Source organism: Bradyrhizobium huanghuaihaiense (assembly GCF_025200885.1).
Classification (GTDB): Bacteria; Pseudomonadota; Alphaproteobacteria; order Rhizobiales; family Xanthobacteraceae; genus Bradyrhizobium; species Bradyrhizobium huanghuaihaiense.
Genome location: NZ_CP104172.1, coordinates 8,833,027 through 8,853,499, shown reverse-complemented (window position 1 = coordinate 8,853,499; position 20,473 = coordinate 8,833,027). Strand labels below are relative to the sequence as shown.

Sequence of the window (20,473 nt, the reverse complement as noted above, 5' to 3'; positions counted from 1 at the left end):
GGCAGCTAATGGAGTCCGTATTCTAAGCCGGGATCACCCGCGAGATACAGCGGAAGCTTTGGTTTTTGCTCAATTGACGAGCCGGCTCTCGACCGGCGGCAGGAACCGGTCATCGAAGATGTCGCCCGCCGCCGGCCGCTTGCGGAATTTGAAGTCCTGGGCGATCTGGTCGATCGAGCGCTCCAGGCGCGCCGGATCGATTCCGCCGAGGCCGTTGCGCCTGACCTCGTCGGTCAGGATGTTGTCGACGAGCACGGTGCGCAGGCGCTCAAGCTCGAGCTCGCGGTCGCCATCCTCGATGCGGCTTGCAGCCTCGTCCGCCGCGCGCGCCGGCTCTTTGACCGTTGCGTTGATGCCGCCGATCAGGGCGCGGACGAAACCCTTCGCGACGTCCGGCTTCGCCGCGGCGAAGGCGGGATTGGCCACCACGGCAAAGCCATAGGCTTCGCAACCATAGTCGGCATATCGCAGCACGACGAGATCGCCGCCGGGCACGCCGCGGTCGCGCAGGTTCACCGCCGACAGATGGCTGAAGCCGGCGACGGCATCGACCTGTCCTGCGGACAGGATCGGCTCTCGCACCGCGGCGCTGATCTTGTGAAATTTCACGCGCGAAGCGTTGATGTTGTTCTGCTGCGCCAGCGCCGGCCACAGCCGCATCGACAGATCGCCGTCGGCGACGCCGACGGTCTTGCCGTCGAGGTCGGGCAGGATGTGGATGCCGCGGCTCCTGCGCGCGACGATCGCGTAGGGCGCGCGGTTGAACAGCACGAACACCGCCCTGATCGGCGCCGCATCGTCCTTGTCACGGAAGCGGATCAGCTCGTTGATATCGACCAATGCGAGCTCGCTGTCGCCCCTGGCGACGCGCGTGAGCGCCTCCGGCGATCCGGGCGCGGTGTTGAACGACACGTTGAGATGCTCGGCGCCGAACTTGCCGTCTTTCGCGGCAAGGAAGAATGGCGCCATGCTGGCATCGACGGGACGGTCGAACGTGAAGTGGATCGCCGTGGAGGGAGCGGCGCTCTCGGCCGCTGTGGCCTCGCGCGCCGTCAACGCGGCGAGCGAGATAGCAAGGGCCAGCAGGCCGCGAAGGACGATCGTCTTGAATCCTGACATCAACTGCGCCGGTCCCGCATTGTTGTGGTTTGTGACGCTCGCAGCGCCGGCCGGCGACGACCGTGCGCGCGCCAACATGAACGGCGGATGAGCGGCGGTTGCGTCACGATCACGCAACCCCGTTCAGCTTGTGTTGGGGTTGGGGAACCCAACATGGGATGCGGGTGTTTGAGAGACATGAGCCTGTCTCAAGGCACCATTCAAGGTCCCAAGGAGGGTCCAGGACATGTTTGACAGATTTTCGAGCCTTACCGGCCGTAAAGCCGTCCTCGCGACGGCTGCCGTGCTGGCGCTGACCGCGGTCGCTCCGACGGCCTCCTACGCAGGCGGCCGCCACTGGCGTGGCGGTGGTGGCGGTGCTGCTGCCGCCGCGGCTTTCGCAGCCATTGGTACCGGTCTCGCCATCGCTGCGACCCGCGACGCGTATGCCTATGACTACGGTCCGGGCTACGGCTATTACGGCGGTCCCGCCTATTACAGTGCCCCGGCCTACGGTCCCTATTACGGCCCGGGCCCGAACTACCAGTATCAGCGCTACGGCGGCACCGCGCCCTCGGAGCTCTGTGGCCAAGGCTACTTCACGAACTGCTACTAGGCTTGCCGGCCCCCTTGGCTACCAAAGGTTGACCAAAACAGGCCGTCGCGCTTGTCGCGCCGGCCTGTTTTTTGCTTTTATCGCCGGGCGTTAACGTGCTCGCCATTGGTTTAGAGTAGTTTTGAGTACCATGAGTGATTCGCTTGAGCGGCTATATCTGGCTGTGCTCGCGGCCAGAGATCTTGATCCGGCAACATCGCGTACGGCCCGGCTGTTTCAGCGCGGCCCCTCCAAAATGGCGAAGAAGCTGGCCGAAGAGGCCATCGAAGTCGTGATCGATGCGGTCAACGGCGACAGCGAGGCCGTGATCCGGGAAAGCGCCGACCTGCTCTACAATCTGACCGTGCTGTGGGCCTCGGCAGGCGTGCGCCCCGAGGACGTCTGGCGCGAGATGACGCGGCGGGAAGACATGCTCGGCATTGCCGAAAAGTTGCCGAAATCGCCGATGAAGCTGCCCAAAGTCGCGTCACCGCGCGTGGCCGCCAGGCGGCCAATTGTCGCGCTCGAGAGCCGCGCTGCGCGCAAGCGCCACTAAAACCTTCATAAAACTCGCGATGGACAAATCCGTCCCATGGTGCTTCATCGCGGCGCCATGCTGAAACGTATCTACGACTGGTGCATCGACGCCGCCCACAAGCCCTACGCGCTCTGGATCATGGGAGCCGTGGCTTTCGCAGAAAGCTCCTTCTTTCCGGTTCCGCCGGATGTGATGCTGATCCCGATGTCACTGGCGCGCCCGCAGCGCGCCTGGGTCTATGCCGCGGTCTGCACGATCACATCGGTGCTCGGCGGCCTCCTTGGCTACGCCATCGGCGCGCTGCTGTTCGACTCTGTCGGTCACTGGCTGATCCAGGTCTACGGCCTTGGCGACAAGGTCGAGGCCTTCCGCGCCTCCTATGCCGAGTGGGGCGCGGTGATCATCCTGCTCAAGGGGCTGACGCCGATCCCCTACAAGCTCGTCACCATCACCTCGGGCTTTGCCGGCTATAATCTCGTTCTCTTCACCCTGTGCTCGATCGTCGCGCGCGGCGGACGCTTCTTCATCGTGGCGATCCTGCTCAACCGCTATGGCGACTGGATCCGGCACAAGCTCGAGGAGCATCTCGGATTGTGGGTGGCGATCGGCGCCATCGTGCTGGTGCTCGGCTTCGTGGTGGCGGTCAAGCTGATCTAAACAGCCACGCTTTGCCCGCGCGCCGGCTTCGGCTACGGTTGCCGCCATGATGGTTCGATCCGGCAATCCGGCCGTGCGGCTAGGGACGCTGATATCAGCAGTGGCGCTGATCCTGCTCAATGCCGGCGAGGCAGGATGGCCGCAATCCCGGCCGCCGTCGCTCGGCCTGCAGGAGCCGGAGCCGCAGGCCGCGCCGCCGATGCCCGCTTCATCGGCGCCGCCGGCGGGCGAGGAGAATCCCGGGCTGATCAACGAAATGGGCAAGCTGTTCGACAAGCTGCCTTCGATCCTGCCGCCGATCAAAAGCCCGAGCGAAACCATGAATGACCTGTCGCGGCTGGCCACGCCCTCGACCATGGTGTCGGGACGCGTGGTCTGCCCGGTCTCGTCGAATGGTGCGCCCGACTGCAAGCAGGCGGCCGACCAGCTCTGCCAGGGCAAGGGTTACAAGGAAGGCAAGAGCCTGAATGCCGACTCCGCCGAGAAATGCTCGGCCAAGGTCCTCATCCCAGGCAGGCAGCGTAAACCGGACGACTGCCGCACCGATACTTTCGTGACCAGCGCGCTGTGCCAGAATTGACGTGATGGCCCGCGCGCGTGCAACAAGGAGCGCCCATGAGCCGTACGGAGCAGGATTTCCTCGGACAGCGTGAGATCGCCGACGACATCTATTACGGCGTCCAGACCATCCGGGGGAAGGAGAACTTCCACATCACCGGCATTCCGATGAACCAGGAGCCTTACTTCGTGAAGGCGCTTGGTTACGTGAAGAAGGCCGCCGCGATGGCCAACCGCGACCTCGGCGCGATCGACGCCAAGGTGGCGGATGCGATCATCCTCGGCTGCGACCGCGTCATCGCCGGCGACATGATGGACCAGTTCGTCACCGACTTCATCCAGGGCGGCGCCGGCACCTCGACCAACATGAACGCCAACGAGGTGATCGCCAACCTCGCGCTGGAATCGCTCGGCTTCAACAAGGGCGACTATCAGCACGTCAGCCCCAACGATCACGTCAATTACGGCCAGTCGACCAACGACACCTATCCGACCGCCTTCCGCCTTGCGCTGATCCTGCGGCTCGAGAGCTACATGACGGCGCTGCGGCAGCTCCAGGAAGCCTTCTTCGCCAAGGGGCGCGAGTTCGATCGCGTGCTGAAGATGGGCCGCACGCATCTGCAGGACGCGGTGCCGATGTCGCTCGGTGCCGAATTCCGGGGCTGGGGCACCACGATCGGTGAGGAGGTCGATCGCATCTCCGAGGCGCGCGCGCTGCTGCGCGAGATCAATCTCGGCGCCACCGCGATCGGCACCTCCGTGACAGCCGCGGTCGGCTATCCCAAGCTCGCGGTCCGGCACCTCAGCGCGCTCACCGGCGTCGACTTCATTCTCGCCGGCGATCTCGTCGAGGCGACCTCGGATACCGGCGCTTATGTGCAATTGTCCGGTGTGCTGAAGCGCACGGCGAGCAAGCTGACCAAGATCTGCAACGACATCCGCCTGCTCGCCTCCGGCCCGCGCGCCGGCTTCAACGAGATCAACCTGCCGCAGCTTCAGCCGGGCTCCTCGATCATGCCGGGCAAGGTCAATCCGGTCATTCCCGAGGTCGTCAACCAGACCAGCTTCCTGGTCATCGGCCTCGACACCACGGTGACGCTGGCGGCAAGCGCCGGCCAGCTCCAGCTCAACGTGATGGAGCCGGTGATCTCGTTCGCGCTGTTCTTCTCGATCCGCACCATGGAGCGCGCGGTCAACAGCCTGCGCGAGAACTGCGTCGTCGGCATCACCGCCAACGAGGACCACACCCGCAACATGGTGCTGAACTCGCTCGGCATCGTCACGGTGCTGAAGCCGCTGCTCGGCTACAAGCAGTGCGCCGAGATCGCGCGCGAGGGTTACAAGAGCGGCAAGTCGCTGCACCAGATCGTGGTGGTCGAGCGCAAGCTGCTGACGCAGGAGAAGTGGGACGAGATGTTCTCGTTCGAGCGGCTGATCAACCCGGATTTGATTGGGTAGCTGTTGGCTATGCACCACTCTCGCCTCGTCATTGCGAGGAGCTCTTGCGACGAAGCAATCCAGACTGTCTCCGCGGATACATTTCTGGATTGCTTCGCTTCGCTCGCAATGACGGACGGATAGACCTAGGAGGCTCGAATTCCGCTGCTTGGAATTGCGGTAACGGCATCCGCCGCGGCGCCAAAACGCAATACTTGACAGTGGAAAGATTGCCTTGTTGGTATGGCTCCCAACTTCAGTTTGACCGCCAGAAGAGGATCGTTCCGCAATGTCCATGCCTGCCTTGTTCAAGGGACGCCTGTCGATCCCCGTGATCGGCTCGCCGCTCTTCATCATCTCGGTGCCCGATCTCGTGATCGCGCAATGCAAGGCGGGTGTGGTCGGCTCGTTTCCGGCGCTGAACGCGCGGCCGCCGGAGCTGCTCGACGAATGGTTGGCGCGGATCACGGAAGAGCTCGCGGCCTATGACCGCGCGCATCCCGACAAGCCGTCGGCGCCGTTCGCGGTCAACCAGATCGTGCACAAGTCGAACAACCGGCTCGATCACGACATGCAGCTCTGCGCCAAGTACAAGGTGCCGATGATCATCTCTTCGCTCGGTGCGCGCGAGGAGCTGAACCAGGCCGTGCACGGCTGGGGCGGCATCGTCTTCCACGACGTGATCAACCAGAAATTCGCGCACAAGGCGATCGAGAAGGGCGCCGACGGCCTGATCCTGGTCGCGGCCGGCGCCGGCGGTCATGCCGGCACGATCTCGCCGCTGGCTTTCGTTGCAGAGACGCGCAAGTGGTTCGACGGCCCGATCGCGCTGTCGGGCGCCATCGGCAACGGCAAGGCGATCCGCGCCGCGCGCATCCTAGGGGCCGACTTCGCCTATATCGGCTCGGCCTTCATCGCGACCAAGGAGGCCAACGCGGTCGAGAAGTACAAGGAGATGATCGCGGGCTCGACGGCCGACGACATCGTCTATTCCAACCTCTTCACCGGCGTGCACGGCAACTATCTGAAGCCCTCGATCCTCGCCGCCGGCATGGATCCGGAAAACCTGCCGACGTCCGATCCCTCCAAGATGAACTTCGGCACCGACGCCTCCGGCGAGCGCGCCAAGCCGAAGGCCTGGAAGGAGATCTGGGGCTCGGGCCAGGGCATCGGCAGCGTCGAGGGCATCGTTCCCGCCGCCGAGATGATCGCGCGCTTCAAGAAGGAATACGAGGAAGCGGTCGATCCGCCGTTGTGAGGATTGTCGTCCCGGCGCAGGCCGGGACCCATACCCACTGCAAAGCGTGGGTGCGGGGACTCGGAGTTATCGCTTTGTTGCAACGACTCCTTCCTGTGGTTATGGGTCCCGGCCTGCGCCGGGACGACACCTTTTGCTGAGCTGACAGCATCTCAGCCAACAGAGATCTGCACCATGCCCCCCATCTACCGCGTCGACGGCAACAGCGTCGTCACCAGCCCGGACGCTGCCGGTCCCTGGGACCGGCGCATGCAGCACGGCTCGGCGCCGGCATCGCTGGTGACATGGGCGGCCGAGCGTATTCCGACGCCTGCCCCGATGGACATCGCGCGCGTCACCATCGATCTGATGCGGCCGGTGCCGGTGGCGCCGCTCACGATTGCGACCGAAGTGCTCCGCGAGGGCCGTAAGATCCAGCTCTGCGAGATCAAGCTGCTCGCCGACGGCGTGCAGGTGGTCGGCGCCACCGTGCTCAAGGTCAGACGCCAGGCGCAGGCGCTGCCGGATGAGGTCAAGGACCTGCCGGTCACGTTACCGTCTCCGGAGGACTCGCTGGTGGAGGACGGTCACGCCGCCACCAGTCCGTTCGTGCGGTCGGTCTCGATGCGCGCCGCGCGCGGCCGCTTCGGCCAGGCCGGCGCCGGCGCGATCTGGTTTCGTGTCGACCATCCCCTGATCGAGGGCGAGGCCATCTCGCAGGCAATGCGCGCCGTGGTCGCCGCCGACTTTTCCAACGGCACCGCCTCGACGCTCGATTTCCGCGCCTGGACCTACATCAACGCCGATCTCACCGTGAGCTTTGCGCGCCAGCCGGTCGGCGAGTGGATCCTGCTCGACGGCGACTCCTGGATCGGCCCTGACGGCGCGGGTCTTGCGATGTCGCGGCTTGCCGATCGGCAGGGCTATTTCGGCCGCGCGGTGCAGAGCCTTGTGATCGAGAGGCGGTGAGCATGACGGCTTCCGCCGTGCTCAGGCCGGAAGCCAATTGAATGGCAGCTTCCGCCGCCGCGGAAGGGATGCCCTGGTCGCGAACCTCTTCTTGTCCGGAGGCCTCTTGTTCGACGCCAGCGTCCTGCCAGTTCACATACCGTAGAAGATCTTGATCTCCCACAGCACCACGATGATAGCCGTGATCAACGTGATCGCGGCGACTGCACTTTCCAAGGAAGCGACTCTCATTTGATACTCCGCTTCCCAGCCCCATCTGCGGTCTAGTTGATTCCCTGATTCGCCCGCAATCGCTCGGCCGGCGCGGGCGCACACTCCGTCGTCCGATGTGGTGCCGGAGCCACAACGGCACCGTAGAATTCCGGGGTATCTACCCCACCATCCGGTCCCGTCCGCTCCAGAAGCCTGCACGCAGTACCTTCTTGTCGACCTTGCCGACGCCGGTCATCGGCAGCTGCTCGACGAACTGGATCTGCTTGGGCGCATGCGCCGAGCGCCTTTTCGCGTCTTCACGAGGTTGAAAGCAGTGCGATCGGGATAGCGTGACAGTGCCCGTAGCGTCTGCGCGCAAGTCGGCGACGATGCGTGGAGCGGATCGGGCATGTGTCTCCTCGTTGCTTTGTCATCGGCTTCTAACGTGCCAATGTTTGCCGCAACGCTAGCACAGGGAATGCGGGAGGAAACGACAAAGCCCGCGCGAGGGAGGCATGCGTGACGTCAGAGCGACTGCAACGTTTCGGCGATCGTCTCGCCCTGCCGCTGATCGCAGCGCCGATGTTTCTGGTGTCGGGCGTCGAGCTCATGGTCGCGGCCTGCCGCAGCGGCGTGATCGGCAGCTTCCCCACTGCGAATTGCCGCAGCACGGAACAGCTCGACGCATGGCTCACTGAGATCGAAGCGCAGCTGCTGCAGCACGAACGACAGACCGGCCGCAAGGCCGCGCCGCTCTGCCCGAACCTGATCGTGCACCGCTCCAACGTTCGGCTGGAGCAGGATCTCGCGGCGCTGCTGCGGCACAAGCCGGAGATCGTGATCACCTCGGTCGGCTCGCCGTCGCCAGTCTTGAAGCCGCTGCACGACGCCGGCGCGCTGGTGTTCGCGGACGTCGCCTCGATCCGCCATGCCGAACGCGCGGCGGAAGCGGGGGCGGACGGGCTCGTCCTGCTGACCGCAGGCGCGGGCGGACAGACCGGCTGGCTCAATCCGTTCGCCTTCGTCCGCGCGGTGCGCGCATTCTTCGACGGCATCATCGTGCTCGCGGGCGGCATCAGCGATGGCCGCGCGCTGCATGCGGCCGAGGTGCTCGGCTGCGATCTCGGCTACATGGGCACGAAATTCATCGCCACGCGCGAGAGCATGGCCGACGACCGTTACAAGCGGATGCTGGTCGAGAGCAGCGCCGACGACATCCTGCTCACCACCGCGTTCACGGGACTTCAGACCAGCATGCTGAAGCCGTCGATCATCGCTGCGGGTCTCGATCCTGACGATTTGCCGGCGCGCGGCGCGATCGACATCGCTGAGGATATCGACGTCGCCGCGCGCGAGAGCCGGCCCAAGCGCTGGCGCGACATCTGGAGCGGCGGGCACTCCACGTCGGGCGTCACCGATGTGCTCGGGGTCGATGATCTCGTCGCGCGGACGATCGCGGAATACCGCGAGGCAGGCGGGCGGTAAGCTCTTCGCCTCTCCCCGCGTGCGGGGAGAGGCCGGATCGCATCGCTCACAGTTAATCCCGCATACCTCAAAATCCCTTCATTTAACGGCGGATTAACCATCGCCCGCCAAGAATCCCCCTCAAGGCCGCCAATCAGGACCGAGAGGGACAGGCGATGGACTTCGAGTTTCTCAACACCAAGACGGCGGCATCGCTGGACGAGATCCGCGTCCGCGTCGCCCATGCGCTGGCCCGCCACCCGCTGTGCCGCAATGTGCGCTTCGACATCGTCAGCGTCCCTCGCACCCGTCGCGGCGGCAACTGGACGGTGACGCTGCAATCGGTCGAGCCGCGCGCGGTCTGGGAGGCCTCCGAGATCGTCGCCGACATCCAGGATGCCTATGATCTGGCGATAGCTGCTTGATTTTCTTGGTGTTTTCGGCGGTGTCGCCGCAGTCCGCGCGATTGCCGCCGCGATGGCACGGTTAGGCCTTAATTACCGCCCAGTTTCCGGGCACTGATCACGTGGACTTGAAGTTGTGGGCGCGGAGGGACGTTTGTCCAAAGCCATCACCATCGTTGTGCTGACGTGTTTCCTCGTCCTTGGCGCCGCCACCACCGCTATTCTCGGCCGTGACAGCGTGCCCAGCGCCGAGATGATCACCGAAGCCCCGCCGGCGAAGCCGCTTGCCACCAATCGTGCCGCCAAGGCCGATCGTTTGGTTCCGACACTCGCTCTGGCCTCGGCCGCGATCGAGCCGGTCCAGGTGCCCGCCGACAAGCTCGCGCAGGCGCCGGTTCTGACCGATCAGCTGCGCCAGGCCTTTGCCGCTGCGACGCCGTCGGATTTCCCGATGCCAAAAGCAAATGCGCATGAGGCGCCCGCGGCGGCTGAAGTTCCAGCCGTCGAGGTCCCGGTCAAGCCGAAAGTCGCCGCCAAGCCGCAGCCGCAGAAATCCTATTCGCTGCTCTCCGACGTCCAGATTTCGGGAATCAAGGATCGCCTGAAGCTGTCGTCGTCGCAGGAATATTACTGGCCTTCGGTGGAGACCGCGCTGCGCAACGTCGCGCGCAGGATCCAGGCGAACAAATTGTCGAATCCGAACGCGCCGCCCAGCGCGCAGATCGATCCGAATTGCGACGAGGTGCAGCAGTTGAAGTCGGCCGCGATGCCGCTGCTGTTCCAGCTGCGCGATGACCAGAAAGAGGAAGTGCGCAAGCTCGCCCGCCTCATCGGGCTCGAGAAGGTCGCGCAGCAGATCTGACACTCGGGGTTTCCTTTCAGGAACCCGCGGGTATCAGGAACATCTGGCAATCCCCACGCGTTGCCCGCCCCAAGAGAGGGAGTGGATCAATGCGCGCCTCGACAGCCTATTTCGTCGGTGCCGGAACGATTGTTGTCGCTATTGCCATAGGCCTCGGCGGCGGCATCGTCGCCGGCAACATCATGAATCCGATCGCGCCCAAGCAAGGGCCGGACACCAGCAAGATGGCGCAGCGCGCGGAAGCCGTCGGCGCGCCAGCCCAGACCAATGCACCGTCGGAGCGCGTGCAATATCTCACCGGCTCGCAAGCCTTCGGCACGATCATCGCGGCGCCGGCGCAGGCCGAAGCAAAGCCTGAAGCCGCAAAGCCCGACACGCAGACCACTCAGGCGAATGCTGAACCACCAGCGCCCAAGCCTTCGCAAGCGGCCGCGGTTGAGCCGCCCAAGCCGGCATCGCCGCCGCAAGCTGCGAAACCCGTCGAGCAACAGGCTTCGACAGAGCCGTCCTCCTCACCTGACAACGCCTATGCCAAGGCCAGGGATGCCGACGTCAAGCGTGCCGCGTCGGAGCGGCGCCGAGCCGAACGCCGCGAGCGTTGGGCGGAACGTCACCGCTATGACTCTCGCGAGCCACGCGGCATGCGCGACCGCACCGATTGGGACGACGTGGCGCGCAACATCCGCCAAGATTCTGATGCACGCGACTATGCGGGCCGGTCGCGCGGCGGCGTCCCGCAGATCAGGCTGTTTGGCTCTGACGACGACGACTAGCTGCTGTCGTCAGCCCAGGATCGCCGCCGCTGCGCATTCGGCAATCAGGATCGTCGGCGTCTGGATATTGCCGGAGATCATGATCGGGATCACCGAGGCGTCGGCGACATGCAGGCCGTCGAGGCCGCGCACCTGCAACCGCTGCGGATCGACGACGGCCAGATCGTCCGTGCCCATGCGGCAGGTCGAGGCGGCATGATAGAGCGTCGTGCAATGGCCGCGGATGTAGTCGGCGATCTCGGCGTCGCTGACAGCTTCCGCGCTGGGCGTGATCTCCCCCTCGATCATCTCCTTCAGCGGCGATTGCGCGGCGATGCGGCGGTTGATGCGCACGCCCTCGATCATGGTCGCGATGTCGCTGCCGCTCGCACCCGATGCGAAATAGCCGGGGTCGATCGCGGGATGTTCGATCGGATCGGCCGAGCGCAGCATGATCCGGCCGCGGCTGTTCGGCCGCTGCAACGTCGCATGCAGGGTGATGCCGGATTTCGACGACAGGAAGCGGACATAGTCGCGGTGCGGGCTGATCGCGCCGTAGAGCTGCAGGTCCGGCTCGACGTCGGGGCGGCTTCGCACATGCGCGCCGGCGGCGACCCAGGGCGAGGTGCGCGGACCGCTGCGGCTGGTTTCCCACTCGGCAAGGCTTGCGGCCAGGCTCTCCTCGGTCCAGGCGCCGACGCCGATCTTCTCCTTCGTATAGAAGGTGACGGGAATGTTGATGTGATCCTGGAGATCACGGCCGACGCCGGGCAGATCGTGCACGACATCCACGCCGACCGCTTTCAATTCGTCGGCCGGACCCACGCCTGACAGCAGCAACTGTTGCGCCGAGCCGATGGCGCCGGAGGCGAGCACCACTTCGGTGGTGGCGAAGGCGCTCTTCGGCTGCCCATTCTCGAGATATTCGACGCCGATCGCGCGGGAGCGCTCGATGATGATGCGGGTGACAAGCGCACCTGTCTTCAGCGTGAGATTGGCGCGCGTCAGTGCCGGACGTAAATAAGCCTTGCCGGTGCCGAAACGCTCGCCGTCCTTGATGACGAACTGGAAGAGGCCCGCGCCTTCCTGGGTGGCGCCGTTGAAGTCGGGATTGTGCGGCAGCCCCGCAGCCCCTGCTGCCTCCAGCCATTTCAGCTCGTTCGGGTCGACATAAGGAACGTCCGCCACGTGCAGCGGACCGCGCGTGCCATGGAAGGGATCGTCGGTGAAGCGCGCATTGCTCTCGAAGGCGATGAATTTCGGCAGCACGTCGCGCCAGGCCCAGCCTGCGCAGCCAGCCCGCGCCCAGCCGTCATAGTCGGACGGCAGGCCACGGATATAGATCATCGCGTTCATCGCGCCGGAGCCGCCGACCATCTTGCCGCGCGGCCAGAAGATGCGCCGGCCGCGGCAGCCCGCCTGCGGCTCGGTGTAATAGCCCCAGTCGACCGCTGTGTTGAACATCGTCGGCCAGTCCGAGGGAATGTCGGACGCGAGCGGCGCAGCCCGGCCGGCTTCCAGCACCAGCACCTTGCGGTGCCGATCGGCCGACAGCCGGTTGGCCAGCACACAGCCGGCCGAGCCGGCGCCTACGATAATGGTGTCGTACATTGAAGCGCACTCCGCAGACATTCACGTCGCGGAGTGCTTGCAAGATTTGTGCTTTGGGAGAGGTCGGAGTTTGCTCACCCTCCCCTGGAGGGGGAGGGTCGATCGCGCGCAGCGCGAGCGGGGTGGGGTGACGGTCTCTCCGCAGCGATCAATGCCCGAGTGGATAGATCACCCCACCCCGCTGCGCATTTCGCTTCGCTGCATGCGCAGCGACCCTCCCCCTCCAGGGGAGGGTGAAACATACGCCGCGTCTAGCCCCCGTGTGCTTCCACGACCTTGCGGCAGCCGTCCGAAAGCTTCGACTTGTTCTCGCGCAGGCAGGCGTTCATCTGCGGCGGTTTGCCGATGTGCTCGGCGCAGAACTTGCTGGCATCGCTGCGGCAGGCCATCTGCTCCTGTGGCGTCGGACCGGATTGCGCTGCGGCGGGCAGGATGGTGGCGGCAAGGAGCAGCGCGGCGAGAGCTGAAATCTTCATAAAGCACCTCTTTGGGATTGTCGGTGGTCCCGTTCGGGATCAAGCGGGCCGGACCATCCCGCGAAGGCCTGGTGCCGGTCCATGCCATGTTCATGGCATCGGCGCGTCGCCTCGGCCGCCACACCCCCATCTTCATGGCATGTATCCGCGCGCCGTCTTTTGTCATTCAGACTGCACGTCGGCTGCGAGACCCGGTGAATTGCATCGGGCGCCGAACGGGAAGCAGGAGAGCAAGATGTCGAAAAGAGCGGGAGCGCTGAGCGCCGGGCTGACGGTCATGGTGCTGGCGGGTGCGGCGATGGTGTCGCTGGGCACGAGCCCGGCGCAGGCCGTGGTCTATTGCAAGACCGTCGGCGTGCCCAAGGGCTGCGTGGTGCGGCCGACGGCGGCGGTGGTGGTTGCACCGGGAGCCCCGGTTGCGGCGGCTGCGGTCGCGACACCCGGTGTCGGTGCGCCCGGCGTTGGCGTTCGTGCGGGAACGCCGATGAATCGCGGCGGTCCGGTCAATCGCGTGGGCGTGCGCTGACGATCTCGTTCCATTGAGTTGATTGCATCGTTTCGGGCAAAGGAGCCCCAGCGGACGAACCCCCCCGTCCTCCGCAGGCAAAACACTCCGGCCCGTTCCCTCTCTCCGTGCGTCCCACACGTTCGGGGAGGGGGCTTTTCAGCCGCCAGCCGCGTCGCTGTCGGGAAAGACTTGCGGCAATTGCAGCCGCACCCGCGTTCCCGAGGCATTCGAGGCCAGATTGAGCACTGCGCCACAGCGCGCGGCGCGGCTTCTCATATTGCGCAAGCCCCGTGCGGTCTGGCTCGCGCCGGCGGTCTCGCCGTTGCCCGAGAGCGCAAAACCACAACCGTCGTCGGTCACGCTGATCACGCCATACGGTCCCTCGCCTCCGTCGAGTGTCTCGATGGTCACCGCGATGTTGCGCGCCTGCGCATGCTTGACGGCATTGGTCACGGCTTCGTCGAGGATGCGCACGATCTGGATCACGTGCCATGGCCTGAGCTCGGGATGCAGCGGCAGGCCCTGCGGCGTCGCCACGCGCCAGTCGAGCGCGATGTCGTGCGGTCGCAACTGTGCCGTCGCGCGCTCGCGCCAGGAGCCGAGCGCGAGCATGAGGTCGCCGCCGATGTCGTCCATGGAGTCGATGACGAGGCGCAGATCCTTCAGTGCCGCGCGGGCAGCGTCCGTGATGGTCGCGCCCTCATGGCCGCGCTCGGAGAGCGCGACGATGCTGACGAGCTGGCCGCCGAGGCCGTCATGGAGGTCGCGCATCAGGCGGGTGCGCTCATTGGCGAGCGCGGCCGCGCGGGCGCGCTCCTCCTCGCGGGCGAAGCTCGCCTTCAGTCGCTCCTCGGCCTCGCGTACGCGCGTCACGAGCTGGCCGGCAAAGCTGTCGACCTGATTCAGCGCACGGGCGAAGCGCCAGGTCAGCCCGGCGCCGATCGCGACCAGCATCGCCGAATAGGACAGGCGCGAGACGAAGATGCGTTCGTTGGTCACGATCTCGAACACCGACAGCATGTCGTGGACCCAGCAGGTCAGCACGATGGTCACCGCGCAGCCGATCGTGAAGCTCGCCGCGTCCTGCCGCCGCACCACCGCGGTCGCGGTCACGCAGGCCATCAGGAACAGGCAGATCCCGACCGTGGGGATGCCGAGCGTGAGAAACAGAATGCGCGGCAACGGCGGACCGGCGATCACCCCGACCACGAACACGATGAGGCCCGGAGCGAAGAGCAGCGCGCCGTAACGCGGCCAGCGCCAACCGAAGAACAGCACGCCGAACATGACGATCAGCGCGCTCTCGGTCGGCGCCGACGCGAGCAGGACCGCAGCAAGCCGCGACGTGGTGATCGGCGGCACCGGCGGTGGGACGAAGGCCTGCACGACGCCGAGCACCATCGCCACCGCCAGCACGCCGTAAACCGGTTCGCGCCGCCGCATCAGCCACATGATGGCGAGGATGACGGCGAGGATCGACTGCCACGCTGAGAACACCACCTGTAGCGTCACGAACAGCAGCGTGCGCGTTTCAAAGGCCGGCCGCAGGGCGGTGTCGGGGCCGACATAGACGGTGTCGAGAAAGCCCTTCAACGGCCCCCATACGAACAGCCGCACCGTGATCTCATTGCTGCCGTCGCGCAGCAGGGAAGCCGGGATCAGCGCGATCTGCGGCGTGTTGCGGTCCGGCCGGTTGGCGTTGGCGTCGCGGCGGGAGTCGAGCACGACGACGCCGTTGACGGCGATCTCCACCGCGTTGCTGAAGCGCGGCAGGAACACCGACCATCCCGATGCGGCTTGGTCGCGCTGGAACGTGAAGGCGCCGGTATAGAGTGGCGGATCGGCCAGCGAATAGCGCGACGAGGTGAAGTGCGGCAAGGTGACCGGGCGCGTCGCGCCGTCCTCGCGCAGGGAAAATCCGCTCACCGCGAAATCGTCGGGGTCGCTGGGCTGGAGCAGCCGCAGCCCGAGGATGGTCGCGATCACGATCAGCGCCTGGAGCAGCAGATACGGCACGAGGCGCGACGCGATCAGCCGGCGCCGCGGACGCGTGGGTGCCTTCACCGCGATCTCGCTCACAGCTTGATCAGGCCCTGCTGCACCGCCTCGAACACCGCTTCGCTGCGCGTGTGCACCTCGAGCTTGCGATAGATGTTCTTGATGTGCCCGGGCACGGTCTGCCTGGACAGGCCGAGATGGCTCGCGATCTCGGCGTAGCTGAAACCTTTCGCGATGCCCCAGAGGATGTCGATCTCGCGTGGCGTCAGCTTTGCCGTGTTGAGCACGGGCCCCGGCGACGGCTCGGCCGAGCTCTGCGCGGCACCTTGCGTCCGGCGGACGATGAACCGGGCGATCGAGGCCGAGATCGGGGAATGGCCAGCGACCAGATCGCGCACGGTGGTGGCGATGTCGGTGGGGAAGGCGTCCTTGAGCAGATAGCCGGTGGCGCCGACCGTGATCGCCGAGATCACGCTCTCCTCGTCGCCGAGCGCCGAGATCACCATGATCTCGGTGTCGGGAAAGCGCTGCCGGATCTCGCGGATCAGCTCGACGCCATGGCCGTCGGGAAGCCTGAGATCGGTGAGCAGCACGCGCGGGGCCGCTTCGGCCAGCGCCGAGCGCGCCTCCGCCAGCGTGCCGGCGCTGCGCACCTCGTAGCCGGCCTTGACCAGCGCGTCCTGCAGCCGCCAGCAGGTCGGCGCATCGTCCTCGACGAGGAGGATGGTGATGACTTCACCCGTCTCGCCCTGTTCGCTCATGTTCGTGGTCCCGCACCACGTGTCCCCCGCGGCGCAAGGCCAAGCTTAGCCGCAGCGTGGGGAGCGCGACACCCATAATCATGGGGGCGCGATCAGAGGATTTGGCGTCCGGGTAGGCGCCTACTGCTTCGCCAGAGCCGGTTTATCGTTTGGCGTGGGCGGACTTGGCAGTCGCTGCACGACGATGCGCGCGGTACCGGCATTGTTCTTGTAGAATTGATCGTATGGCCCCTGGATTGCGTCGAGCTTCGCCGGGCGCAATCCGGCCGGCAGCAGGGTCGGATAAATCTGGACGGCGTCGTTGACGTAGAAGAACAGATCGCCGGCGTCGGGCGCAACGAATTCCGCAACCAGCCGTCCCGACAGATTCTCCCCCTCCCAGATCGTGCGCGCCGCAGGGTCTTTCGGCACTGGCTCGAAATCGGCGAGCTTGCCGACCGCGAGCTTGAGCGGATTGTCGTTCGGAAGTGCCTTGTATTCCTCGGTATCGTCGAGCCGGATGGGATATCGGCCCTTGCTCTTGTCGGCATCGTCCTCGGCTGGAACGGTCGGATGCATGCGTCGTGGCAGTTCGTCGGCCGGCATGACGTTGACGGCCTCAAGCGGGATATCGCTCATTCCCTTCGCGCCGATGCGAACGACGGGCTGGAACCAGTCGGCGCCGAACAGACGGAGGGTCGGCAAGGCGAGGTAATGACGCACGAAATAGGTCTTGAAGCCGTTTGTCCCGCTCATGATGGTGCGGTCGAACCAGGGATCTTCGATCTGAATCCAGACGCGATATTTGCGCCCCTTCTCGACCGCAAGGCCGCTCCACCAGCAGAATTCGTTCGTTGCGAACCGGCCGCGCGCATCGGTCGGCTCGTCGGACACCGGCTTTCCTGGGTCACGCCCGGACGCTGCGCAAATATTTCCGGTCGCGGTGCGGGCTGTGAAGATGCTGGTCGATCCGATGAGCAGTGCAGAGTAAAAGATGATGAACAGGAAGATCGCGGGCAGCACGAGCCTGGCGAACAGCCAGCGGGCCGGCCCGGCATTCAGCCGCATCCATCGCGCAAAGCCCAGCAACAGACCCGGATCGTCGGCATGCTGCTGCCGGCTTGCCATGCGGCGTGGCTCGCTCCAGGCCAGCCGCGCGCGCTCCTGGATGGCGTCGCGCAGCACCGTGTTCCTGCGCCAGATCAAATAGGTGAGGATCAGGACGAGCGAGGTGGCGAACGGGTAGTACAGCGCGATGTCCAGCCACGGTGCGGCATAGGATGGCAGCACGTTCCTGACCAGATTGGCGAGCGGACCAAGGACGCCGCCGACGAGCCAGTCGATGGTGGCGGCGATGCGCAGAAAGAGGGTGCCTTGCAGGCCGTTGTCCTTCGACACCCCTATCAGACTGCGCGCCGCCCACGGCCAGACGGCGATCACGCCGACCATGAACAGCAGCGAGAAATAGGCGACGCGCCGCCACCACACGGTGTCGCGCGTGAGCCTCGCCATTTCGGGGCTGGGCACGTTCATCAGCGTGAAGGCTTCGGCCTCCGTCTCGCGCCGCGGACCCTGGGCCTTGACGAGATAGGCCTGCTTCATGTCTTCGTGCGTGGCGTCCGCCATCAGGTTCAGCTTGCGGCCATCAGGCATCAGTGCAAGTGAGTCCGCCGGAAGCATGATCGGCGCGTAGGCGTCGCAGCCGAACAGCATGCGTTCGATGACGGCGAAGTGCACGACCGGCAGTCCGCCATTGACCTCGCCGGCGAGAACCGGGCGCGGCCCATAGCGGTAGAGCACCGCGGCGCCGCTGCGCGAATCGTGCATCGGTCCGATCGCCGATTGATATTCCTCGAAGTGCTCGATCTCGCCGTCCTGAAACCGGAGCCTGCCGCTGAGCCGATCGGCCATCCAGACCAGCGGCACGAACGACAGCGTGGATTCCGGATAGCCGCCGCCGACGTCGGAGTGGACGCCGGCGAACCACACCTCCTCGACCGTCTGGCCGGCCGCCAGATGGCTCTGGTCGATCCGCAGCGGATGGAAGGTGGTGCGCTCGTCGTCCAGCGCCAGCGCATGACAGATGTGCTTCACCTTGCGCGAGGGCCGGTGATTGCGGAACGAGATCGGCCAGATCGCCCAGTCGATCGCGACGCGCAGTTCCTCGATCGGGACGCCGAAGGCCTCGACCGTGTCGAACAGCCCGAGGAATTCGATGTCGATGTCCTCGCGACCGTTCATCGCCGCGCGGACGTCGGCATAGGAGCGGTGCCCGCAGATCGAATGATAGAGATAGAGCAGCACATCGCGGATCAGGCGCGTGATCCAGATCGTCGGCAGGCTCTTTTTCAACGGCACGGTGTCGCGGCGGTATTCCCGCCACGCGGCCATCGCGTTGCGCTCCATCTCCTCGTGCGACACGGGGATGCCCTTGATCTCCGCGGGCACGAGGCCCTGGCTCGCGATCATGGACGCCAGCGTGCGCGCGGTGAAGGCGCCGCGGCTGAAGCCGAAGATGTAGATCTCATCGCCGGGGCGCCAATTCCAGCACAGGAAGCGGTAGAGCTTGCGGACGTTGGAGGGCACGCCGAAACCGGTGGCGCCGTCGAGGGCTGCGAGCGGCGCCCAGCCGGCGGTGCCCACGCCCTTGATGTAGTGGGAGATCTGGTCCGGCTGGGTGTGGTCGAGCGCCTCGTAGAGACGCCAGACGCTGGATTCCTGGGTCGTGAATGCATTGCCCGTACCGTCGGCGAACAGCACCAGCTTGCGTTTTGCCGGGGTGGTGTCTGTCGCGCCGCCGGTATTGATGTCGCGATGAGGGTGTTCCGGTCTGGCACTATCAATATTCGGCGCGCCACGTGACATGGGCTTCTCCGGCAATTCCGTGGGAAAGCGCTTCAGGCCCGAGTCGGGCTGCATTCCCCCTGATTCAATCAATGGTTGCGTCATGAAATAAGATGTATTCTGTACACAATCCCGCTGAGGTAGCAAGCGGGAACGTGCCGACACACCGCGGTCGGACCTACGGAACGTCGGTCGCGGCCAGCTCTTCAGTTTCAGCGAATAGGGAACGGGGAGATGACGGCTGCGCCAAGCTTGTCCTAGAGAACGTCCACCCGCGGCGGCGGATAACGCCGCGCCAGGGTCGACAGCGGCAGGTGCCGTTCGCCTTCCGGCAGCTCCAAATACGCCAGCACCTGCGGCCGCTTCCAGTCGCCGATGCCGAAATCCATCGTCATCCATTTCTGCGGCTCGGGACCTTCGAGGCCCCGGACCCAGACGAAATAGCGGGGGAGACCGTCGGCGTCCGCTTCCGTCGTGCGTCTTCTGGCCATCAAAGCTGCTCGCTGCATCACCATCCGTTGCGGTAGGATATAGGTATCGGTTCGCTGAAGTCGAACTCCCGGCTGCGGCTCTTGCAAGTCCGGACCGGTTGGTTAATGCGCGGCCAGAAGATATGAACGAAGCCACGATCGATCGCTGGGGTGAAGCCTCTAAAGTCACGAAAAAGCTGGTCGGCTCGTGGTCCTTCAACCGGGTCATCGAAGGCCAGGCCACGATGCAGGGTATCGCGACCTTCGCGCCACTCGACAGGGAGCGGTTGGCCTATCGCGAGCAGGGACAACTGAAGCTCGCGAACGGCACCATTGTGCAGGCCGAACGCGAATACGTCTTCAGCCACAGCGACGGAGGATTCAAGGTCTTCTTCAGGGAAGATCCACCGCGGCTGTTTCACGAGATTTCACTGTCCGTATCCTCCGGAGGAGAGTTGAGCGGATACGCGCGCCATCTCTGCAGGCGCGACGAGTATCGGTCGGCCTACATGTTCCTGCCGGATGGAACGTTCGTCGTCCGTCATGTGGCGTCGGGTCCAAGCAAGGACTACACGATGAACACGACCTATACCCGCCTGTCGTGATCAAGCCGGCGCGGCAGCCTCGCCTCACTGCCAGAGCTGGCTCTCCGCCACGCGGTTGATGTCGGCGAGCCTGCGGTCAGCGTCGGCATTCAGATCGATGCTCGCGACCAGCGTCAGCAGGCGGTGATAAGCGCTGTCGGCGACCTCGACCGGCAGCGGGGCCTCGTCATAGGCCTCGACATAGCTGCCGACGAGACTGCTCAGCAGGCGGCAGAGGCCGCGCTGGGCAGGATCGTCCCGGCCGAGCGTATCGAGCTTCTGCTGAAATGTCCGGAAGGTACGCAGGCCATGGTGCTGTTCGGAAAGCCACGCGTGCAGGTCGTTCATGTGAGCTCCTTCGAGTGAGAAGAAGCTACCGGCTTATACAGTGGGGATGTGACGATTGCTAGTGGAGGGGGGATCAACTGTGCTGAGACGATCCGCCTTCGCCAAGGCTTCGGCGGGACAGCCCTCGCCGC

21 protein-coding genes are annotated in these 20,473 nt (G+C 65.3%); 13 read left to right on the top strand and 8 right to left on the bottom strand.

Translation table 11 applies throughout. The features are described 5' to 3' along the window. Positions 1-69: 69 nt before the first annotated feature. Positions 70-1,119: an ABC transporter substrate-binding protein gene (locus tag N2603_RS41245; RefSeq protein WP_260386690.1), complete on the bottom strand. Its 1,050-nt coding sequence runs from the start codon at positions 1,117-1,119 to the stop codon at positions 70-72. Positions 1,120-1,345: 226 nt separating this feature from the next. Here N2603_RS41245 and N2603_RS41240 point away from each other — a divergent pair, with 226 nt between their 5' ends. From N2603_RS41240 to N2603_RS41190, 11 genes are all read left to right on the top strand, one after another. Then, positions 1,346-1,714, top strand: coding sequence for a hypothetical protein (locus N2603_RS41240; protein WP_018646462.1), 369 nt, complete (start codon positions 1,346-1,348; stop codon positions 1,712-1,714). Positions 1,715-1,844: 130 nt separating this feature from the next. Then, a complete protein-coding gene (gene hisE / locus N2603_RS41235) occupies positions 1,845-2,249 on the top strand; it encodes a phosphoribosyl-ATP diphosphatase (protein WP_018646463.1) in 405 nt (134 codons plus the stop codon). Between the two features lie 36 nt (positions 2,250-2,285). Continuing rightward, positions 2,286-2,888, top strand: coding sequence for a YqaA family protein (locus N2603_RS41230; protein WP_018646464.1), 603 nt, complete (start codon positions 2,286-2,288; stop codon positions 2,886-2,888). A gap of 46 nt (positions 2,889-2,934) precedes the next feature. Then, the gene (locus tag N2603_RS41225) at positions 2,935-3,468 is read left to right on the top strand and encodes a hypothetical protein (protein WP_260386689.1); all 534 of its coding nucleotides are present in this window, start codon (positions 2,935-2,937) and stop codon (positions 3,466-3,468) included. 35 nt (positions 3,469-3,503) lie between these two features. Then, a complete protein-coding gene (locus N2603_RS41220; protein ID WP_018646466.1) occupies positions 3,504-4,904 on the top strand; it encodes an aspartate ammonia-lyase in 1,401 nt (466 codons plus the stop codon). 268 nt (positions 4,905-5,172) lie between these two features. Continuing rightward, the gene (locus N2603_RS41215) at positions 5,173-6,141 is read left to right on the top strand and encodes an NAD(P)H-dependent flavin oxidoreductase (protein ID WP_018646467.1); all 969 of its coding nucleotides are present in this window, start codon (positions 5,173-5,175) and stop codon (positions 6,139-6,141) included. A gap of 174 nt (positions 6,142-6,315) precedes the next feature. Next, a complete protein-coding gene (locus tag N2603_RS41210; protein ID WP_260386688.1) occupies positions 6,316-7,089 on the top strand; it encodes a thioesterase family protein in 774 nt (257 codons plus the stop codon). Between the two features lie 711 nt (positions 7,090-7,800). Then, complete coding sequence (locus N2603_RS41205) at positions 7,801-8,766, top strand: NAD(P)H-dependent flavin oxidoreductase (protein WP_260386687.1); 966 nt, start codon at positions 7,801-7,803, stop codon at positions 8,764-8,766. Between the two features lie 155 nt (positions 8,767-8,921). Further along, on the top strand, positions 8,922-9,170 hold the full coding sequence (locus N2603_RS41200) for a hypothetical protein (protein WP_260386686.1): 249 nt from the start codon (positions 8,922-8,924) through the stop codon (positions 9,168-9,170). A gap of 133 nt (positions 9,171-9,303) precedes the next feature. Next, entirely contained in the window at positions 9,304-10,011 is a 708-nt protein-coding gene (locus N2603_RS41195; protein WP_260386685.1) for a hypothetical protein, read from the top strand. 89 nt (positions 10,012-10,100) lie between these two features. Beyond that, complete coding sequence (locus N2603_RS41190; protein ID WP_260386684.1) at positions 10,101-10,784, top strand: hypothetical protein; 684 nt, start codon at positions 10,101-10,103, stop codon at positions 10,782-10,784. 9 nt (positions 10,785-10,793) lie between these two features. On the opposite strand, the gene N2603_RS41185 is transcribed toward N2603_RS41190, so the two are convergent. Next, positions 10,794-12,374 (bottom strand): GMC family oxidoreductase, encoded by a 1,581-nt coding sequence (locus N2603_RS41185; protein ID WP_260386683.1) that lies wholly within the window; start codon positions 12,372-12,374, stop codon positions 10,794-10,796. 251 nt (positions 12,375-12,625) lie between these two features. Then, positions 12,626-12,850, bottom strand: coding sequence for a cysteine rich repeat-containing protein (locus N2603_RS41180; protein WP_260386682.1), 225 nt, complete (start codon positions 12,848-12,850; stop codon positions 12,626-12,628). Between the two features lie 235 nt (positions 12,851-13,085). On the opposite strand from N2603_RS41180, the gene N2603_RS41175 reads away from it, so the two are divergent. After that, positions 13,086-13,376: a hypothetical protein gene (locus N2603_RS41175; RefSeq protein WP_026312537.1), complete on the top strand. Its 291-nt coding sequence runs from the start codon at positions 13,086-13,088 to the stop codon at positions 13,374-13,376. 138 nt (positions 13,377-13,514) lie between these two features. On the opposite strand, the gene N2603_RS41170 is transcribed toward N2603_RS41175, so the two are convergent. The 4 genes from N2603_RS41170 to N2603_RS41155 all read right to left on the bottom strand — a co-directional run bounded on the left by N2603_RS41170 (position 13,515) and on the right by N2603_RS41155 (position 19,431). After that, positions 13,515-15,437, bottom strand: a complete 1,923-nt coding sequence (locus tag N2603_RS41170) for a sensor histidine kinase (RefSeq protein ID WP_260386681.1) — start codon at positions 15,435-15,437, stop codon at positions 13,515-13,517. Next, entirely contained in the window at positions 15,434-16,117 is a 684-nt protein-coding gene (locus N2603_RS41165) for a response regulator (protein WP_260386680.1), read from the bottom strand. The genes N2603_RS41170 and N2603_RS41165 overlap by 4 nt, the downstream gene beginning before the upstream one ends. Before the next feature lie 120 nt (positions 16,118-16,237). Further along, complete coding sequence (locus N2603_RS41160; protein WP_260386679.1) at positions 16,238-18,961, bottom strand: DUF2235 domain-containing protein; 2,724 nt, start codon at positions 18,959-18,961, stop codon at positions 16,238-16,240. 236 nt (positions 18,962-19,197) lie between these two features. Further along, a complete protein-coding gene (locus tag N2603_RS41155) occupies positions 19,198-19,431 on the bottom strand; it encodes a hypothetical protein (RefSeq protein WP_260386678.1) in 234 nt (77 codons plus the stop codon). A 122-nt stretch (positions 19,432-19,553) separates the two neighbouring features. On the opposite strand from N2603_RS41155, the gene N2603_RS41150 reads away from it, so the two are divergent. Then, positions 19,554-20,015, top strand: coding sequence for a DUF6314 family protein (locus N2603_RS41150; protein WP_260386676.1), 462 nt, complete (start codon positions 19,554-19,556; stop codon positions 20,013-20,015). Positions 20,016-20,039: 24 nt separating this feature from the next. Here the strand turns inward: N2603_RS41150 and N2603_RS41145 are convergent, their stop codons facing one another. Further along, complete coding sequence (locus N2603_RS41145) at positions 20,040-20,342, bottom strand: hypothetical protein (RefSeq protein ID WP_260386675.1); 303 nt, start codon at positions 20,340-20,342, stop codon at positions 20,040-20,042. Positions 20,343-20,473 lie beyond the last annotated feature (131 nt).

Excerpts from the sequence above, each read along its gene's own strand:
- N2603_RS41185 (WP_260386683.1), bottom strand. The coding sequence starts at position 12,374 with ATGTACGACACCATTATCGTAGGCGCCGGCTCGGCCGGCTGTGTGCTG.
- N2603_RS41175 (WP_026312537.1), top strand. The coding sequence starts at position 13,086 with ATGTCGAAAAGAGCGGGAGCGCTGAGCGCCGGGCTGACGGTCATGGTG.
- N2603_RS41240 (WP_018646462.1), top strand. The coding sequence starts at position 1,346 with ATGTTTGACAGATTTTCGAGCCTTACCGGCCGTAAAGCCGTCCTCGCG.
- N2603_RS41215 (WP_018646467.1), top strand. The coding sequence starts at position 5,173 with ATGTCCATGCCTGCCTTGTTCAAGGGACGCCTGTCGATCCCCGTGATC.
- N2603_RS41190 (WP_260386684.1), top strand. The coding sequence starts at position 10,101 with ATGCGCGCCTCGACAGCCTATTTCGTCGGTGCCGGAACGATTGTTGTC.
- N2603_RS41210 (WP_260386688.1), top strand. The coding sequence starts at position 6,316 with ATGCCCCCCATCTACCGCGTCGACGGCAACAGCGTCGTCACCAGCCCG.
- N2603_RS41220 (WP_018646466.1), top strand. The coding sequence starts at position 3,504 with ATGAGCCGTACGGAGCAGGATTTCCTCGGACAGCGTGAGATCGCCGAC.
- hisE (WP_018646463.1), top strand. The coding sequence starts at position 1,845 with ATGAGTGATTCGCTTGAGCGGCTATATCTGGCTGTGCTCGCGGCCAGA.
- N2603_RS41225 (WP_260386689.1), top strand. The coding sequence starts at position 2,935 with ATGATGGTTCGATCCGGCAATCCGGCCGTGCGGCTAGGGACGCTGATA.
- N2603_RS41245 (WP_260386690.1), bottom strand. The coding sequence starts at position 1,119 with ATGTCAGGATTCAAGACGATCGTCCTTCGCGGCCTGCTGGCCCTTGCT.
- N2603_RS41200 (WP_260386686.1), top strand. The coding sequence starts at position 8,922 with ATGGACTTCGAGTTTCTCAACACCAAGACGGCGGCATCGCTGGACGAG.
- N2603_RS41150 (WP_260386676.1), top strand. The coding sequence starts at position 19,554 with ATGAACGAAGCCACGATCGATCGCTGGGGTGAAGCCTCTAAAGTCACG.
- N2603_RS41145 (WP_260386675.1), bottom strand. The coding sequence starts at position 20,342 with ATGAACGACCTGCACGCGTGGCTTTCCGAACAGCACCATGGCCTGCGT.
- N2603_RS41165 (WP_260386680.1), bottom strand. The coding sequence starts at position 16,117 with ATGAGCGAACAGGGCGAGACGGGTGAAGTCATCACCATCCTCCTCGTC.
- N2603_RS41230 (WP_018646464.1), top strand. The coding sequence starts at position 2,286 with ATGGTGCTTCATCGCGGCGCCATGCTGAAACGTATCTACGACTGGTGC.
- N2603_RS41180 (WP_260386682.1), bottom strand. The coding sequence starts at position 12,850 with ATGAAGATTTCAGCTCTCGCCGCGCTGCTCCTTGCCGCCACCATCCTG.
- N2603_RS41160 (WP_260386679.1), bottom strand. The coding sequence starts at position 18,961 with ATGTCACGTGGCGCGCCGAATATTGATAGTGCCAGACCGGAACACCCT.
- N2603_RS41155 (WP_260386678.1), bottom strand. The coding sequence starts at position 19,431 with ATGGCCAGAAGACGCACGACGGAAGCGGACGCCGACGGTCTCCCCCGC.